This is a genomic window from Sulfurivirga sp., assembly GCF_015490265.1.
GTDB lineage: Bacteria > Pseudomonadota > Gammaproteobacteria > Thiomicrospirales > Thiomicrospiraceae > Sulfurivirga.
Map to the genome: position 1 here is coordinate 1 of NZ_WFYD01000016.1, position 15,711 is coordinate 15,711.

At 62.2% G+C, this 15,711-nt stretch carries 13 protein-coding genes; 11 read left to right on the forward strand and 2 right to left on the reverse strand.

Annotation, left to right across the window (positions count from 1 at the left end; genetic code table 11):
* Positions 1-55 precede the first annotated feature (55 nt).
* Complete coding sequence (locus tag F8K16_RS01155; RefSeq protein WP_294945788.1) at positions 56-1,264, reverse strand: PfkB family carbohydrate kinase; 1,209 nt, start codon at positions 1,262-1,264, stop codon at positions 56-58.
* Positions 1,265-1,687: 423 nt separating this feature from the next.
* Between F8K16_RS01155 and F8K16_RS01160 the strand changes: the two genes are divergently transcribed.
* The 7 genes from F8K16_RS01160 (at position 1,688) to F8K16_RS01190 (ending at position 9,352) form a co-directional block, all read left to right on the forward strand.
* Positions 1,688-2,464, forward strand: coding sequence for a Crp/Fnr family transcriptional regulator (locus F8K16_RS01160; RefSeq protein WP_294945791.1), 777 nt, complete (start codon positions 1,688-1,690; stop codon positions 2,462-2,464).
* Between the two features lie 230 nt (positions 2,465-2,694).
* On the forward strand, positions 2,695-3,246 hold the full coding sequence (gene pal / locus F8K16_RS01165; protein ID WP_294945794.1) for a peptidoglycan-associated lipoprotein Pal: 552 nt from the start codon (positions 2,695-2,697) through the stop codon (positions 3,244-3,246).
* A 73-nt stretch (positions 3,247-3,319) separates the two neighbouring features.
* Positions 3,320-5,971 (forward strand): aminopeptidase N, encoded by a 2,652-nt coding sequence (gene pepN, locus F8K16_RS01170; protein ID WP_294945797.1) that lies wholly within the window; start codon positions 3,320-3,322, stop codon positions 5,969-5,971.
* A gap of 139 nt (positions 5,972-6,110) precedes the next feature.
* Complete coding sequence (locus F8K16_RS01175) at positions 6,111-7,223, forward strand: hypothetical protein (protein ID WP_294945800.1); 1,113 nt, start codon at positions 6,111-6,113, stop codon at positions 7,221-7,223.
* 12 nt (positions 7,224-7,235) lie between these two features.
* Positions 7,236-8,399, forward strand: coding sequence for a hypothetical protein (locus tag F8K16_RS01180; protein WP_294945803.1), 1,164 nt, complete (start codon positions 7,236-7,238; stop codon positions 8,397-8,399).
* A 36-nt stretch (positions 8,400-8,435) separates the two neighbouring features.
* Complete coding sequence (locus F8K16_RS01185; RefSeq protein ID WP_294945806.1) at positions 8,436-9,047, forward strand: LPP20 family lipoprotein; 612 nt, start codon at positions 8,436-8,438, stop codon at positions 9,045-9,047.
* Positions 9,048-9,067: 20 nt separating this feature from the next.
* The gene (locus tag F8K16_RS01190; protein WP_294945809.1) at positions 9,068-9,352 is read left to right on the forward strand and encodes a hypothetical protein; all 285 of its coding nucleotides are present in this window, start codon (positions 9,068-9,070) and stop codon (positions 9,350-9,352) included.
* Between the two features lie 108 nt (positions 9,353-9,460).
* On the opposite strand, the gene F8K16_RS01195 is transcribed toward F8K16_RS01190, so the two are convergent.
* Positions 9,461-11,350: a DUF505 domain-containing protein gene (locus F8K16_RS01195; protein WP_294945812.1), complete on the reverse strand. Its 1,890-nt coding sequence runs from the start codon at positions 11,348-11,350 to the stop codon at positions 9,461-9,463.
* A 96-nt stretch (positions 11,351-11,446) separates the two neighbouring features.
* Here F8K16_RS01195 and queA point away from each other — a divergent pair, with 96 nt between their 5' ends.
* The 4 genes from queA to secD all read left to right on the forward strand — a co-directional run.
* Positions 11,447-12,490, forward strand: coding sequence for a tRNA preQ1(34) S-adenosylmethionine ribosyltransferase-isomerase QueA (gene queA, locus F8K16_RS01200; RefSeq protein WP_294945815.1), 1,044 nt, complete (start codon positions 11,447-11,449; stop codon positions 12,488-12,490).
* On the forward strand, positions 12,480-13,595 hold the full coding sequence (tgt, locus tag F8K16_RS01205; RefSeq protein WP_294945818.1) for a tRNA guanosine(34) transglycosylase Tgt: 1,116 nt from the start codon (positions 12,480-12,482) through the stop codon (positions 13,593-13,595). Before queA ends, tgt begins: the two co-directional genes overlap by 11 nt.
* Positions 13,596-13,653: 58 nt before the next feature.
* Complete coding sequence (gene yajC / locus F8K16_RS01210) at positions 13,654-13,995, forward strand: preprotein translocase subunit YajC (RefSeq protein WP_294945820.1); 342 nt, start codon at positions 13,654-13,656, stop codon at positions 13,993-13,995.
* 68 nt (positions 13,996-14,063) lie between these two features.
* Positions 14,064-15,711: protein translocase subunit SecD (secD, locus tag F8K16_RS01215; RefSeq protein WP_294945823.1), on the forward strand; the 1,648-nt coding region annotated here is incomplete at its 3' end.

Sequence of the window (15,711 nt, forward strand, 5' to 3'; positions counted from 1 at the left end):
CGGTGTGGGCGTACCTGGAAAAATCAGGGGGGGAAGCCCCATCTCTGCGGCGGTTTTACTCTTCCGGTGCGGCGTAGATGTTGCCTGCCTCGTCAATGCGGATGGGATAGGGCTGCAGGTGATCACCCAGACAGGGCCCGTCCACACACTCACCGTCCTCGATCTTGAACCAGGCGTCATGCACCGAGCATTTCATGGTCTTCTGAAAGGGGTTCACATCCACCTTGTAGGCCTCATTGAGGGGGACATGCTGGTGCGGACAGTTGTTCACATAGGCCTTGACCGTGTCACCATCTCGGATGAGGATCAGGCTGACATCGCGGCCCGGTACCTTTGCAATAGTGGCTTTGGCGCTGCTGACATCTTCCACATTGGCCAGCGGCTGATCATCAGGTAGCGGTTCGAGCAGATTGTCCAGCCCCACCTGACGGCACTTGCGGGCCGCCAGCTGGCTGCCGTAGCGCACGGCGTCTTCCAGTGGGGCGCTTTCCAGCAGGCGGTGCAGGACTCCCGCCAGAAAGGTGTCACCCGCGCCGAGGGTGTCGCGCACGCGCACCTTTTCGGCCGGAACATGCTCAATGGTTCCGCCCGGTGCCTGATACCATGCGCCGTCTTCTCCCCAGGTGCAGATGATCTGCGCCTGCGGCGCCTGCTGGCGCAGGGCCTTGATGCAGGCAGGCCCGTCTTCGAAGCCCATGGCGCGGGCGTAATGTCGCCCGGTGAACAGCACATGCACCTGATCCAGAAGGGCTTCGATGCCGTCCCGCGGTTTTTCCAGCTCGAGCGAACGGGGCGTGTCGGGGCAGAAAGTGCGGGCGATATTGAGCATGCCCTTGAGCTCTTCGACATTACGGCCTTCAAAGTGCAGCCAGTCGAAGGATTCGATCTCAATCTTGGCGAAGTGTTCGAAATCCACCTCTGGCAGGTTGCGGTAGTGGACGATGGTGCGGCTGGCGCCAGCTTCAGGAATGAGAATGTAGCTGGTGGGCGTGTCCCCCTTGAGCTTGCGCTGTGCATGGCTCAGGTCGATGCCGCGGGCGGTGAGCAGCTCCGACAGCTGGCGGGCCTGTGCGTCCATGGCCAGTGTGGTCACCAGCGATGTTTCATGGCCCAGCTGAGTCAGTACATGGAGGGTATTGGCGGCATTGCCCCCCGGCTGTTGGTGACGGGCATCAGCCCGCAGCTCCTCATCCTCGGCCGGAAAGTGCGTCACATTCAGAATGACATCCAGTACCAGGTTGCCCACCGCCAGAATGCGTGCCATGTCTCTCTCCCGTCGTGGCTTGAAATGGGCGGCTATTTTACTGCAGTGGGGCGGTGTTTCGGCAAAAGTCAAGCCGGTGCATAACTTTTATTTTTCAGCATGAGGCAGGGCTGTCCCAGCAAGACAAACAAGTTAAAGTCATTTATTAAGTGGTTTGCAAGATATTGAAATTAAAGGGGTATAAGTTGAAGTTATATGGTGAAAAAATGAATCTTGTGTCCGTAGATTATTCACAGAAGCTGTGGATAACTTTGTGGAGAAGCATCGGGCTGTCGGCCTAAGTGCCCGTCCTTGCAGGGGGGATGTTAGGGTGCCCAAAAATGAGGCAGTGACGGCGTGAAAAATTTTGTGGTGCGACCTTTTGCGCCGGATCGCGTTTTGTCCTACCATAGCCGGCATAAAACACAAAAATACAGACAGACAATGGCGGGCTCCAAACCACATACTCTTCAGGTCACCTGCGCCAACTGTGGCCTGCAGCGGATCTGTTTTCCGCGCGGGCTGACCCAGCAGGAAATCGTTCGGCTTGATGCCATCCTTCAGTCCCAGCCCGTGGTGGGCAAGGGGGAGGCGGTCTTCAAGCAGGGTGAAGCGGCCAGGGCCATCTTTGCGCTCAAATCCGGCGTGGTCAAACTGTGTCGCTACGACCGGGCAGGCAACGAGATCATCCATACCTTCTACCTGCCGGGTGACGTCATTGGTCTGGAGGCGCTGGATCAACCGGTCTACCAGTATGATGCCATCGCCCTCGACCGCTGCAACCTGTGTCGGGTGGAAGTGGCTGATCTCGACCGGCTGGCGCAACAGATGCCCAATCTCAACCGTCAGGTGTTGCAGATGATGCGCCGGGAGCTGGAACTGGAACGGGCGCACTTCGAGAATGTTTCCAGTCGTTCGGCCGATCAGCGTCTGGCGCATTTCGTCTGGCATATCGCCGAGCGTTTCCGCGACCGCGGTTACGCCATGGATACCTTTCAGCTGCCCATCCTGCACAGGGACATCGCAACCCATCTGGGCCTGACGCCCGAGACGGTCTCCCGCATTCTGCGCAAATTCCATCAGCAGGGCATCCTCACCTGGCAGCGCAAGCAGGTGACGCTGCATGACCCCTGCGCCGTGCGCGAGCTGGCCGGCATAGAAGCCCCCCATGCGTCAGGGGAAGGCGAGGTGTGCCCGGTCTGTCAGGCCCATGTGGGCTGAGCCTGTCGCTGCCGCACGCAAACTTGACCTTGATCAAGTCATTCCCGCACAAATGCTGATTAAATAGGAGCCGCGTATGGAAATCGAGTTGATCGGTTCCTCCATAATGTAGCCCGCTTGACCCGAATGGCACGCCATTCGGGTTTTTTTGTTCGTTCCGCTTGAAATTCGCCGACTGTTCGCTATATTTCGTAGGAAAAGTTTCAAATATCCACCAAGAGGATCCAATCATGAAAAAGCTGACCACACTGTTTGCGGCGGGTTTTGTCGCACTGGCGCTGAGCGGCTGTAGCTCCACGCCCAAGGAAGAGACCAAGAAGCAGCCTGAGCGGGTGCAGACGACCGAGCAGACCAGCCAGCCTGCCGAGACCGGAACCGCTGCCGAGCAGGGCCTGAGCGCGGAGGCACTGCAGCAGAAGATCGCCGAGCTGCGCAAGGAGCGTGTCCATTTCGACTTTGACAAGTCCGCCATCAAGCCGGAGTTCTTCGATGTGATCAAGAAACAGGCCGACTTCATGGCCGAGAATCCCGATGTCAAGGTCACCATTGCCGGCTACTGTGATGAACGCGGAAGTCTGGAATACAACCTCGCGCTGGGCGAGCGCCGTGCCAATGCCGTCTACAATGCCCTTGTGGCTCAGGGCATCAGCCCGGAGCGGATTCAGACCGTAAGCTACGGTGAATCCTATCCGCTGGATCCGGCGCACAATGAGGCTGCCTGGTCCAAGAACCGTCGCGCCACCTTCGTCTATGGGGTGGGCGAGTTCGTGCGTCCCCACTGATCAAGTTCATACCAGGACCATCCAAAGCCTTTCCGCCGGTCGGAAAGGCTTTTTTGTTTGTGGAGCTGCTGCCGTGACAGAAAAGACACTCAAGGAACACCGTCTTGAGGACTACCGTCCACCTGCCTTCCACATTCCGGAGGTGGTGCTGACCTTCGAGCTGGACCCCACCGCCACCCAGGTACACAGCCGCCTTGAGGTGGAGCGCGTTGATGAGGGCGCCGAGCGGCTGATACTCAATGCCGAGAACATGCGTATCCATCAGGTCAAGCTGGATGGAGAGGCGCTGCCCGCCACACGCTGGACCCATCAGAACGATCTGCTCGTCATAGATGATGTGCCGGACCGTTTCACGCTGGAGATCAGCAACGAGATCGACCCGGTGCACAACACGGCGCTGGAAGGGCTGTATCAGTCTGGCGGCAACTTCTGCACCCAGTGTGAGGCGGAAGGCTTCCGACGCATCACCCCGTTTCTGGATCGGCCGGATGTGCTGAGTCGCTACCGGGTCACCCTGATTGCCGACAGGGGCAGATATCCCGTGCTGCTGTCCAATGGCAATCTGGTGGAGCAGGGCGAGCTGGATGGCGGGCGTCACTATGCCGTGTGGGAAGATCCGTGGAACAAGCCCTGTTACCTGTTCGCACTGGTGGCAGGTGAGCTGGACTGTATCGAGGACACCTTCGTCACCGCCGAAGGGCGCGAGGTGACGCTGCGCATCTGGGTGCAGCCTCACAACATCGACCGCTGCGATTTTGCCATGGCCGCGCTCAAGCGTGCCATGCGCTGGGACGAAGAGCGTTTTGGCCTGAGCTACGATCTGGACGTGTTCAATATCGTCGCCGTGGATGACTTCAACATGGGGGCGATGGAGAACAAGAGTCTCAATATCTTCAATTCCAAGTACATCCTCGCCAAGCCGGAAACGGCCACCGACACCGATTATGAGGGTATCGAATCGGTGGTGGCGCACGAGTATTTCCACAACTGGACCGGCAACCGCGTCACCTGCCGGGACTGGTTCCAGCTGACCCTCAAGGAGGGGCTGACCGTCTTCCGGGATCAGGAGTTCACCGCCGACATGCTGCTGCCTTCGGTCAAGCGCATTCAGGATGTGGTGCACCTGCGCCGCTACCAGTTCCCGGAGGATGCCGGCCCCATGGCGCATCCCATCCAACCTCGCGCCTATGTGAAGATGGATAACTTCTACACCATGACGGTGTATGAAAAGGGGGCCGAGGTGGTGCGTATCTACCAGACCTGGCTGGGGCGGGAGGGCTTCCGCCGTGGCATGGATCTCTATTTCGAGCGTCATGACGGGCAGGCGGTCACAGTGGAGGACTTCCGCAGCGCCATGGCGGATGCAAACGGCGTGGATCTGTCCCAGATGGCGGCCTGGTACCGGCAGCCGGGCACGCCTCACGTGGAAGTGATCCGGCACCACGATGCGGCACGGAACACGCTGACCCTCACCTTCACCCAGTCTCTCCCCAGAGTGGGCGATGAGTTCGAACCGTTGCCCATTCCCATCCGTCTGGGTCTGCTGGACGCCGGCGGCAAAACCTTGCCGCTGGAGGTGGAGGAGGGGATGGAGCACTGCCTGCCCGGACGCACGGCGGATGAAACCGTCTTTCTGCTGCGTGAGCGCAGCCAGCATCTGACCCTGGCGAATGTGCCGGCCGATGCCGTGCCCTCGCTGCTGCGTGACTTTTCCGCGCCGGTGGAGCTCAGGATGGATCTCTCCCGTGAGGAGCTGGCCCGGCTGGCCGCCCATGATGTGGATGACTTCGTGAGGTGGGAGGCGCTGCAGACGCTGGCGCTGCGCACGCTCATGGACAATGAGGCGCGTCTGGCCGCGGGTGAGCCGGCTCTGTGGGATGAAGCCTTCCTGAACGCCTATGGCACCCGTCTGGAGCGTGCGCTGGACGACCCGGCCTGGCATGCTCTGGCCCTCACGCTGCCGGATGAGGTCTATCTGGGCGAACAGTATGAAGTCATTCCCGTGGAGCGCCTGCATGCGCTGCGTCAGCAGCTGCAACGGGCGCTGGCTGAGCGCTTCGAGGCGCAGTGGGCGGCGCTGCATGACCGCCTTGAGGCGTTGAACGGACCCTATGCCTTCAATGCGCAGCAGTATGGACGCCGCAGCCTCAAGCTGCTGGCGCTGGCGCAGCTGGTGCGCCTTGAACGGGACAAATGGATCGAGCAGGCGGAATACCTCTACCGCCATGCCGACAACATGACCGAGCGTCTGGGCGCGCTGCGTGCGCTCATGCCTCTGACGCACCCGCTACGCAAGGCGCTGCTGGATGACTTCTACTATCGCTTCCGCGAGGATCCGCTGGTGGTGGACAAGTGGTTCGCCCTGCAGGCGGGCAGCGATCATGCGGACACGCTGGAGCACGTCCGGCTGCTGACCCGGCATCCTGCCTTCGATTACGCCAATCCCAACCGGGTGCGCAGCCTGCTGGGCGTCTTCGGCCAGAATCGGGCCGCCTTCCATCGGGCAGACGGGGCAGGTTACGCCTTCCTGGCAGAGGAAATCCTCAAGGTGGACCGCCTCAATCCGCAGACGGCTGCCCGCCTGCTGACCCCCTTCACCCAGTGGCGTCGCTTCGACACGGCGCGGCAGAACCTGATGAGGGCACAGCTGGAACGCATCTTGCAGACGGAAGGCGTGTCCAGCAACAGTCTGGAAATCGTGCAGCGTTCTCTGGAGATGACATGATGTGCTGAAGGGGTGGCGCGCTGAGGCGGGGCGGCAGGCCGGATGGTGTTCGCTGGCATGGCCGGTCTACCGGTCATTATTGGGCACGGTCTTGCTGTTCGGACGGACGGGGCGATGCCTGCCATGGGCGCTTGGTGCGTTGCTGTGGCTGACCGGGGCGGTGGCTTCCGCCGCTACGGTGGAGATCATTCCCCTTGAGCCGCGTGCAGTCGAGCCGTCCCCGTCTCCTTCGTCCTTCGGTTCCGGGGAACCGCTCCCGCAGGAAACGGGAGGCGGGTCGCCCGGCTCACCGGCTCGATGGTTTTCCCCGGAACAGCCCTTTGTGGCGCTGCTGCCCATGTCGGGCGATGATGCGCCTGCCGGTCGTGAACTGGCCAAGGCTCTGAAGAACGTGGCCGGTGAGCGGCTGCTTGCCATCATCGACACGACGCTGTTTGACGATGATGAACTGGCCCAGATGGCGGCGCTCTATGCGCCGAGCTGGGTGTTCGGCCCGCTGCGGCGTGCCCGGGCCGAGGCTTTCGCGGCTCGCAGGCCCGATCTGCCCATGCTGCGTCCGGCCGTCCGCTGCCCGCCGCAGGCACGCCACTGCCTGGCGCTCCTGCCGTCCTCGGAACGAGTGTTTCTGCATCATTTCTGGCCTGAAAAGGAATCGCGGGCGCTCTATGTGATCGACGCGGCTTTCTGGCGGCGTCTGCCACCGTCCATACGCAAGATTCTGCCACGGTTGACGGCTGTCGCCATCATCGATGGCATGGATGAGCATGCGCTGGGTCACCTGACAGGTCGGCAGGCCAGCCAGCGACGCATCAGCTGGCTGCGGGCCACGCTGCGCCATCCTGTCACCGCCTCTCCACGCACTCGGCAGGATGTGGAGCGTGTGGTGCTTGCGCTGCCGCTGGATAGCGCCTATCGGGTGCGCACGTTGCTTGATTTCTGGCAGCTGCCAGCGGCCGAGTTCGACTGGCTGCCCACCCGTCCCGTGATGCCCACCAAACTGTGGCATGGCGGGCGTCTCTGGCCCCCGACCAGAGCTTTCCTTCCCCCGTTGTTTGTGCAGAAAAACGCCGATGATGAAAAAGTTGGCATTTTTCGTGCTTTGGCCCAGACGGTGGCAACGATTCTGCGAACGCGTTTCGCACCGGATGTTGTCACACCGCTGGGCATCACGGTTGAGGACCGTTTCGGCTGGCGACTGGACCTCCGGCCCCTGCGCCTGCAGGGCGCCAGCCTGAGCGGAAACGAGCAATGACAGGGGGTCTGCGTGGCAGACGAAGATCAGATCAACGAACTTGACAGCATCGACGCGCTGCTGGAAGAGGCCGAGCAGGCCCTTGAGGAAGCAGAGCCGGAAATGCTGACCGATGCACCGGAGACGGCAGAGGAGGATGGTCTGACCTCGGCGCCCGAGACGCCGGCTGCGTCACCCCCTGAACCCGAGCCGGCCTCCCCGAAGCCCGAGCCGGAGACAACGCCGGAACCGGAGGCGGCAGCCGAGCCGGCTGCCCGGACCCCTGAGGCGGAAACGGCCTCTTCTCAGGCGGAAGAGGCGTCCCTCCCCAGCTTCCTGCCGGAGGACGAGGAGGAGGCGCCGGTTGACGCCGGCCCCCCCGCCGAGGCGCCCGTGGCGGCAGCGGCGGAGAAGAAGGCGGATCAGAGGAAAGGGGAAGACGAACCTTTGCCGGAACACCTCAGAAAAAAGCCGGTGAAGGGTATCAAGGACAACGAACTGACGGCGGCAGACATGGACAAGCTCAAGAAACTCATACTGATCTTCGGCATCACCACGGTCACGCTGGTCACCATCGTCATGGGGCTGACGGTGTGGGCGGCCATTGCCGCCTCCACCACCCATCTGGATGAGGAGACCACGGGTCTGCTGGAGGAGCTCAAGGCGGGTATCGAACATGTGGCCGCCAAGTCGGAGCGCCAGGACAAGACTCTGGCGGCAGTGGAGAAGAAGATTGACGCGCTCAGTTTCCAGCTGGAGCAGATCAACGCGGACATCGGCAAGCTGGAAGAGCAGATGAGTAAGGGTGTATCCACCTCCGCTGCCGGGCATGGGGAGCCTGCACCGGCGGCAGGCCACGGAGGCGGACATGAGGCGCATGGCGCTGCGAAGACATCACATGCCGTGTCTGCGCCCGCGCCGGTCGCTGCCGTAATGGATCCTGACCTGAAGAAGACGCTTGGCAGTGTCAACAGCCGCCTGATTCGCACCCAGAAGAAGGTGGACCTGATCTACGCCCGCCTGCTGAAGTTGCAGAAGCAGTATCAGGCGATGCTCAATGCGCTGGTGAGGGTGCGCAAGACACTCAAGGCCCAGCAGGCGGCGCAGGCCGAGGCGAAAAAGCCGAAGAAACAGCAGGAATACTATCGCTATGAGGCGCCGGTTCTGGATCCGGCCAGCATCGGCGCCTACCCGTAATCCCGAGTTCAACCCGCAACACGAGGAGCTGGAACCATGAAAATGAAACACGCAATCGCAGTGGCGGGCGGCATGGGGCTGATGGCCCTGGCAGGCTGCCAGCAGACGCCGGCAAGGCAGGCAGCGCCCCAGCCGAAGCCGGTGGTGGCTCAGGTGCAGCAGGCAAAGCCCCAGCCGAAGCCGGCCCCGGTGGTGCGCAAGCGTGCACCCCGCAAGCCGCAGCTGATCAAGATTGTCGGCATCGGCTATGGCTCGGAGAGCACCTATGAGGGCTACACGCCCGGCCAGCGCCGTCTGATGGCCATCCGCGCCTCCAAGCTGGACGCCTACCGTTCGCTGGCGGAGCAGCTCTATGGCATCAAGATCGACTCCAATACCACGGTGTCGGCGCTGATGGCGCGCAGCGACAGCTTCCGCGCCCGGGTCAACGCCATCGTGCGTGGCGCGCGGGTAGTGAGCGTGACGCCGCTGGCGGACCACAACTACGAAACCATTCTGGAGGTCTATGTGGACAAGGCGTTCTTCCGTCAGAACTTCATCTATTCCGCCGACGGCTGTGGTGCGGATGGCTGCTATCCGGACGAGGCCTACCGCATTGAAGAGGTGCGCTGCGACGGGCGCATGAACTGCACCACGGCCAGACACTGAGTGACAGGGAGGGCGCTGCCGTGAGAAGAGTGGCCATTGCCGCGCTGGGGCTGGCAGGTCTGCTGCTGGTGGCCGATACCGTCTCGGCGGCGAGCATCAGCACCCGGGTGCGCATTCTTGAGCACAAGGTGCGCAAGCACGACCGGCAGATTCGCGCCAACAGCCATGCGGTGCAGCGCCAGCAAAAACAGCTCAGGGCGGGACTGGCGAAAGTGGACCGGCTCAACAGGCGGGTTGAGCAGCTGGAAAAGCGGGTGGAACAACTGTCGCATCCGAAGCAGGATCCGCGCTACAGCTTCCCATAACGGGGTCTCCCCCATTTTTGCAGGATGCCGGTTTCTGCGCCGGCGGAAAAACGAAAAAAGCCCCGGAAAACCGGGGCTTTTTCGTGCCTGGACGGTTTGCGGGCTGGTTCAGGCGTCGTTGAGGTGCTCGACAGCCTCCAGAATGTGCAGACCGGCCTCGTTGACGCTGTTCTTGCCCACATAGTGGGCTTCCCGTGCGGCCACATAGGCCTTTTCGAACGCCTCTTCCGACAGACCGGAGCGGTCGATGGCCTGCTTGAGGTTCTTCGGCTGCATGCGGATCTTGCGCTCCTTCACATACAGCGTGCCCACCTCGGCGATGGCGTGGATGACCCGGTAGAGGGTCGGGTTGAGGGGGGCGCCGAAGCCGGACGGCACGCCGCTGATGGCCAGATCCACCAGTTCGCCGGCCTGGGTTTCCACGATGTTGCCATCGGGCAGCACCTTGATCCAGCCGAAAGCTTCCAGCTGTTCCAGCGCCCATTTGACCTCTTCCCTGTGCAGCGGGTCGCCGTAGCCTTCCAGCAGGTTGTCAACAGTGGTGCCACTCTTGCCGATCTTGCGGAAGATCTCCGCCATGAAAGCGGTCATCAGCGGCAGACGCTCCACTTCACCGGCCAGCTTGCAGTAGAAGCGACCGGAGTGAGTGGCCTCGAACTCGCCCAGCAAACGCTCGTCACGCGCCTGACGCACCCAGTGGATGTTGGGTGCCAGAAACAGCTCGTTGCCATGCAGCAGCGTCTTCAGGCCGGTGGAGCTGATGCTGCGGGTGGCCGTCTTCTGGTCTTCCACCACCTGGCGGCCATGATCGGTCAGTTCGAACACGGCGTGGCCGTTCTTGCTGACGCTTTCACGCACCAGCCCGAAGGCTTCCAGGGCGTAGAGCATCTCGCGCAGGTTGAAATTTTCTTCGAACCAGCGCATCTTGTCCTTGGCTTCCATGAAGGCCTTGAGCACGCGGCTCTTGCGCTTGGGCATGGTCTCCATGTAGCGGCCGTATTCACCCACAAACTTCTCAAACTTGGCGATCTGCCGCTCCACCAGCTCGCGGTGGATTTCCGCCAGATCCACCAGCCGGTTGGGATCACTGGCGTATTTCTCGTGCAGGTGGTCGAGGGTGAGCAGCAGCTCGGCTTCCTCTTCGCTCAGGGCGATGGTGCGCGGCGCGGATTCCGGCATGTCACGGTAGATGCGCCAGGCTTCCAGTGCCGCCTCACCGGCCGGGGTCAGCTCGTCATCCGCGATCATGTTGAGACTGGCCAGCATCAGCTGGGCTTCTTCGGTGACCGGCTCACCATCGGCGAAGCGGGCCAGCTGTTCCAGAATGGAGGCGGAGAGGATGTCGCCTTCCTCGCGGGTGACGCCCATCTCCAGCGCCCGCTTGACCGCCTGACCCAGGCCGGTGAAGGTGACCACTTCGCCCTCGGGCACGGAGTAGGCGATCAGGCGCATCTGTTCCAGCTCGTCCTTGAGCGCGCCGTCCACTTTCAGATTGATGGCTTCGGTCGGCCCGGTGGGAGACTGACGGATGGCCTCGGCCAGCTCGGGGTTGATGCTCAGCTCCGGACGCAGGTGGAACCAGGCGTCCAGGATGGTCTGGCCTGCCTCATTCACCACGCGCATGGTCTTTTTGGTTTCCTCATCCTTGACGGTGTCTGCCAGACCCCGGCCGGAGAGCGCCTCCCAGGTGAGGTCGGTGACCTGTCCGGCGCTGATGCCGGCATCCAGCATGGCGATGACTTCGCTTGCCAGCCAGCGCCAGCCCGGTTTCCATTCGCCTGTGGGTGCGACATGGCCGGCATCGATGGCGTCCTTGAGCACCTGGGCGATCATTCGACCACCGTGGGTCAGGTGTGCCTGCGCCGGGGTGGGCAGCGCCACCAGTCCAGCCAGCTGCATGTCGCGCAGCGCCGAGTCATTGAGGGATTCGGGGTTGATGGGGGAATCCTGTTCCAGCAGCTTGAGCAGCAGCTCCGCATGAAGTTGTTTGATCAGCATGTGTGTTCTCCTTTCTTTCGTGAATCGATGTTGCCGACTTTCTTGTGGGGGCATGTGGCGGAGAATGCAAGAGCGGGGGCCGATATAATGCGCGCCATGCATCCCTATCGACGACAGGATTTCCATTTCGAACTGCCGGAGGCGCTCATCGCCCGCCACCCGGCGCAGGAACGCAGCGCCAGCCGTCTGCTGGTGCTGGGCGAGCGGCTCGAAGACCGCCAGTTCCGCGATCTGCCGGACTATCTGCGCCCCGGTGATCTGCTGGTGTTCAACGACACGCGGGTCATGCCGGCGCGTCTGTATGGCCACAAGCGCACCGGCGGAAAGATCGAATTGCTCATCGAGCGGGTGCTGGCGGCACGGGAGGCCCTTGCCCATGTGCGCGCCAACCGGGCACCGAAGCCCGGCACCGAACTGCTGATCGAGGGACAGGTGCCGGTAACGGTGCTGGGTCGGGAGCATGACCTGTTCCGCTTGCGGCTGGACGAGGCCAGCGACGACTGGTCAGGGATCATGGAGCGGTTCGGCCACATGCCGCTGCCGCCCTATATCGACCGCCCGGACGAACAGACCGATGCCGAGCGCTACCAGACCATCTATGGCCGGCGCGAGGGTGCCGTGGCGGCGCCCACGGCAGGGCTGCATTTCGACGAGCCGCTGCTGGAAACCCTGCGGGCACAGGGGATCGAGTTCGGTTATGTCACCCTGCATGTGGGGGCGGGCACCTTCAAGCCGGTGCAGGTGGAGGACATTCGTGAGCACCGCATGCACAGCGAGTGGATCGAAGTCTCCCCGGAGCTGGTGCAACAGGTGGCGGCCACCCGTGAACGGGGCGGGCGGGTGGTGGCTGTGGGCACTACGGCAGTGCGTTGTCTGGAAAGTGCCTCGCAATCAGGCCAGCTGCGCCCCATGCAGGGGGAGACGGACATTTTCATCACGCCCGGCTACCGTTTCCGGCAGGTGGATCTGCTCATCACCAACTTCCACCTGCCCGAGTCCACCCTGATCATGCTGGTGAGCGCCTTCGCCGGCCATGCGCGCACCATGGCCGCCTACCGCCACGCGGTCGAGCAGGGCTACCGCTTCTTCAGCTATGGTGATGCCATGCTGGTCTATCCGGAGAAAGATGATGCAGTTTGAATTGCTGGCCACCGATGGCCGAGCCCGGCGCGGTCGGCTGATTTTCGATCGTGGCGTGGTGGACACGCCCGCTTTCATGCCCGTGGGTACCTATGGCACCGTCAAGGCGATGACGCCGGAGGAGCTCAAGGGTCTGGGGGCGCAGATCATTCTGGGAAACACTTTCCATCTGGCGCTGCGCCCGGGCACGGAGATCATTCGGCTGCATGGCGACCTGCATGATTTCATGCACTGGGACGGACCGATTCTGACCGACTCCGGCGGCTTTCAGGTCTACAGTCTGGGGCAGATGCGCAAGATCCGGGAGGAAGGGGTCACCTTCCGCAGCCCGGTCAATGGCGAGAAGATCTTCATGGGGCCGGAAGAGTCCATGCGGATCCAGCGTGAGCTGGGGTCGGACATTGTGATGATCTTTGACGAGTGCACACCCTATCCGGCGGATCATGAAACCGCGCGGCTGTCCATGGAGCTGTCGTTGCGCTGGGCCGAGCGTAGCAGGCGCGCCCATGGCGACAACCCGGCGGCGCTGTTCGGCATCGTGCAGGGGGGCATGTATGAGGACCTGCGCAAGCGCTCCGCCGAAGCGCTGCAGCAGATCGGCTTCGATGGCTATGCCATCGGCGGGCTTTCGGTGGGGGAGCCGAAGGAAGAGATGATGCGCGTGCTGGACTTCACCGAGCCTGAGCTGCCCGCCGACAGGCCCCGCTACCTGATGGGTGTGGGCAAGCCGGAGGATCTGGTGGAGGCGGTGCGCCGCGGCATCGACATGTTCGACTGCGTCATCCCCACCCGCAATGCCCGCAACGGTTTTCTCTTCACCCGCAGTGGGGTAGTCAAGATCCGCAACGCGGCGCACAAGCGCAGCACAGAACCGGTGGATCAAACCTGCGACTGCTACACCTGCCGCAACTATTCCCGTGCCTACCTACATCATCTGGACCGCTGTGGCGAGATTCTCGGCGCCCGGCTCAATACGCTGCACAACCTGCACTACTATCAGACGCTGATGCGGGAGATGCGGGAGGCCATTGCAGCGGGTGCCTTTGAGCGCTTCGTGGAGGACTTCTATACCGCCCGGGGTGAGACGGTACCGCCGCTGGATTAAGCGGGGGCTTTATGCCACAATAGCGCGGGTTCAAATCTGTCTTCAAGGAGTGTAAAGAATGAGTCTGCTTATCGCCAATGCATGGGCCGAAGGTGCGGCCGCCCAACCTCAGGCTGGTGGCTGGGAGGGCCTGATCCCGTTGCTGATCCTGTTTGTCATCTTCTATTTTCTGCTGATTCGTCCTCAACAGAAAAAGGTCAAGGAACACAAGCAGTTGGTGGAGTCTCTCAAGAAAGGGGATGAGGTGTCCACCTACGGCGGGATCGTAGGCAAGATCCGCGATCTGGACGAAAATTTCGTCGATCTGGAAGTGGCCGACGGTGTGGTGGTGAAGGTGGAGCGGCAGAATGTCGCCCGCCTGCTGCCCAAGGGCACGCTCTCCGGCCGCGCGGCGGAGTAAATCGGCACGGTTGAATGAAAAGGGGCCTTGCGCCCCTTTTTCCGTTTCTACAGCAGAAAGAGAGCATCATGTTTCAGACGCGCAGTCAGACGGTGGTCAATCGCTATCCCGCCTGGAAATACATCCTGATGGGCATCATCATCCTGTTGAGCACACTCTACGCGCTGCCCAATCTGTTCGGTGAAGATCCGGCGGTGCAGGTCTCACCGGCCAAGATGGTTCAGTTCGACCAGAACACGGTGCAGACCATCGAGCAGGCACTGAAAAAGGCGGGCCTTGCACCCAGGTCGGTGGAGTTTGACGGGCGCCAGCTGCTGCTGCGCTTTGACAGCACCGAAGACCAGCTCAAGGCCAAGGCGGTCATCCGCGAACTTATGGGCCGCAAGGCGGTGGTAGCACTCAACCTGGCGCCGGCCACGCCCAAGTGGCTTGCGGCCATCGGCGCAAAACCCATGTATCTGGGGCTGGATCTGCGCGGTGGGGTGCACTTTCTGCTGGATGTGGACATGGAGACGGCCATCGCCAAGGCCTATGCCCGCTATGCCGAAGATGTGCGCAGCCTGCTGCGGGAGCACCGCATCCGCTACGGCAGCATCAAGGGTGAGAAGGACCGCCTGATCATCGGTCTGCGCAAGGCGGAGGACGCCGAGCAGGTGAAGGCGCTGATCCGCAAGCAGTATGGGCGTGAGCTGGTACTGGATGAGCAGGCGTCAGATGCTACCCATCTGGTTTTCCATCTCAGCCCTCAGACGCTCAAGCAGACCAAGCAGTATGCGCTCAAGCAGAACATTACCACTCTGCGCAACCGCATCAACGAACTGGGTGTGGCCGAACCCATCGTGCAGCAGCAGGGTGAGCGGCGCATCGTGGTGCAGCTGCCGGGCGTGCAGGACACCGCCCGCGCCAAGGAGATCCTCGGGGCCACCGCCACGCTGGAGTTCCGGCTGGTGGATGAGGAGCATGATCCCGAGCAGGCGGCGCGCAGCGGCCGTGTGCCGCCGGGGTCCCGCCTGTATCACTTCCGTGACGGCCGCCCCATTCTGCTGAAGAACCGCGTCATCGTCAGCGGCGAGAATGTGATTAATGCCCAGAGCGGCATTGAGCAGCAGAGCGGCACCCCCATGGTATCGGTGACGCTGGACGCCGCAGGCGGGCGCAAGATGCTGGCCACCACCAAGAAGAACGTGGGCCGGCGCATGGCGGTGGTCTATATCGAGAACAAGGTGGAGACGGTCGAGAAGAACGGCAAGAAGGTCAAGAAGCGCAGCGTCACCCGTGACGTGATCAATGCGGCGGTGATCCGTGACCAGTTTGCCAACCGTTTCCAGATCACCGGACTGGATTCCAGCGAGGAGGCGCAGAACCTGGCACTGCTGCTGCGTGCCGGCGCGCTGGCTGCCCCCATGGAGATTGTGGAAGAGCGCACCATCGGCCCGAGCCTGGGACAGGACAACATCAATCAGGGCTTCATGTCCGTGGTGGTGGGCTTCGTGCTGGTGCTGCTGTTCATGATCTGGCGCTACAAGGTGTTCGGCGTGATCGCCAATGTGGCGCTGACGCTTAATCTGGTCATTCTGGTGGCGGTGCTCTCCCTGCTGCAGGCCACACTGACCCTGCCGGGCATTGCCGGTATCGTGCTGACGGTGGGCATGGCGGTGGACGCCAACGTGCTCATCTATGAGCGCATCAAGGAGGAGCTGCGTGCCGGTCAGTCAG

What these genes read in the sequence shown, in the direction of transcription:
- F8K16_RS01155 (WP_294945788.1), bottom strand. Translation starts at nt 1,264, where the DNA reads ATGGCACGCATTCTGGCGGTGGGCAACCTGGTACTGGATGTCATTCTG.
- F8K16_RS01160 (WP_294945791.1), top strand. Translation starts at nt 1,688, where the DNA reads ATGGCGGGCTCCAAACCACATACTCTTCAGGTCACCTGCGCCAACTGT.
- pal (WP_294945794.1), top strand. Translation starts at nt 2,695, where the DNA reads ATGAAAAAGCTGACCACACTGTTTGCGGCGGGTTTTGTCGCACTGGCG.
- F8K16_RS01185 (WP_294945806.1), top strand. Translation starts at nt 8,436, where the DNA reads ATGAAAATGAAACACGCAATCGCAGTGGCGGGCGGCATGGGGCTGATG.
- F8K16_RS01195 (WP_294945812.1), bottom strand. Translation starts at nt 11,350, where the DNA reads ATGCTGATCAAACAACTTCATGCGGAGCTGCTGCTCAAGCTGCTGGAA.
- queA (WP_294945815.1), top strand. Translation starts at nt 11,447, where the DNA reads ATGCATCCCTATCGACGACAGGATTTCCATTTCGAACTGCCGGAGGCG.
- tgt (WP_294945818.1), top strand. Translation starts at nt 12,480, where the DNA reads ATGCAGTTTGAATTGCTGGCCACCGATGGCCGAGCCCGGCGCGGTCGG.
- yajC (WP_294945820.1), top strand. Translation starts at nt 13,654, where the DNA reads ATGAGTCTGCTTATCGCCAATGCATGGGCCGAAGGTGCGGCCGCCCAA.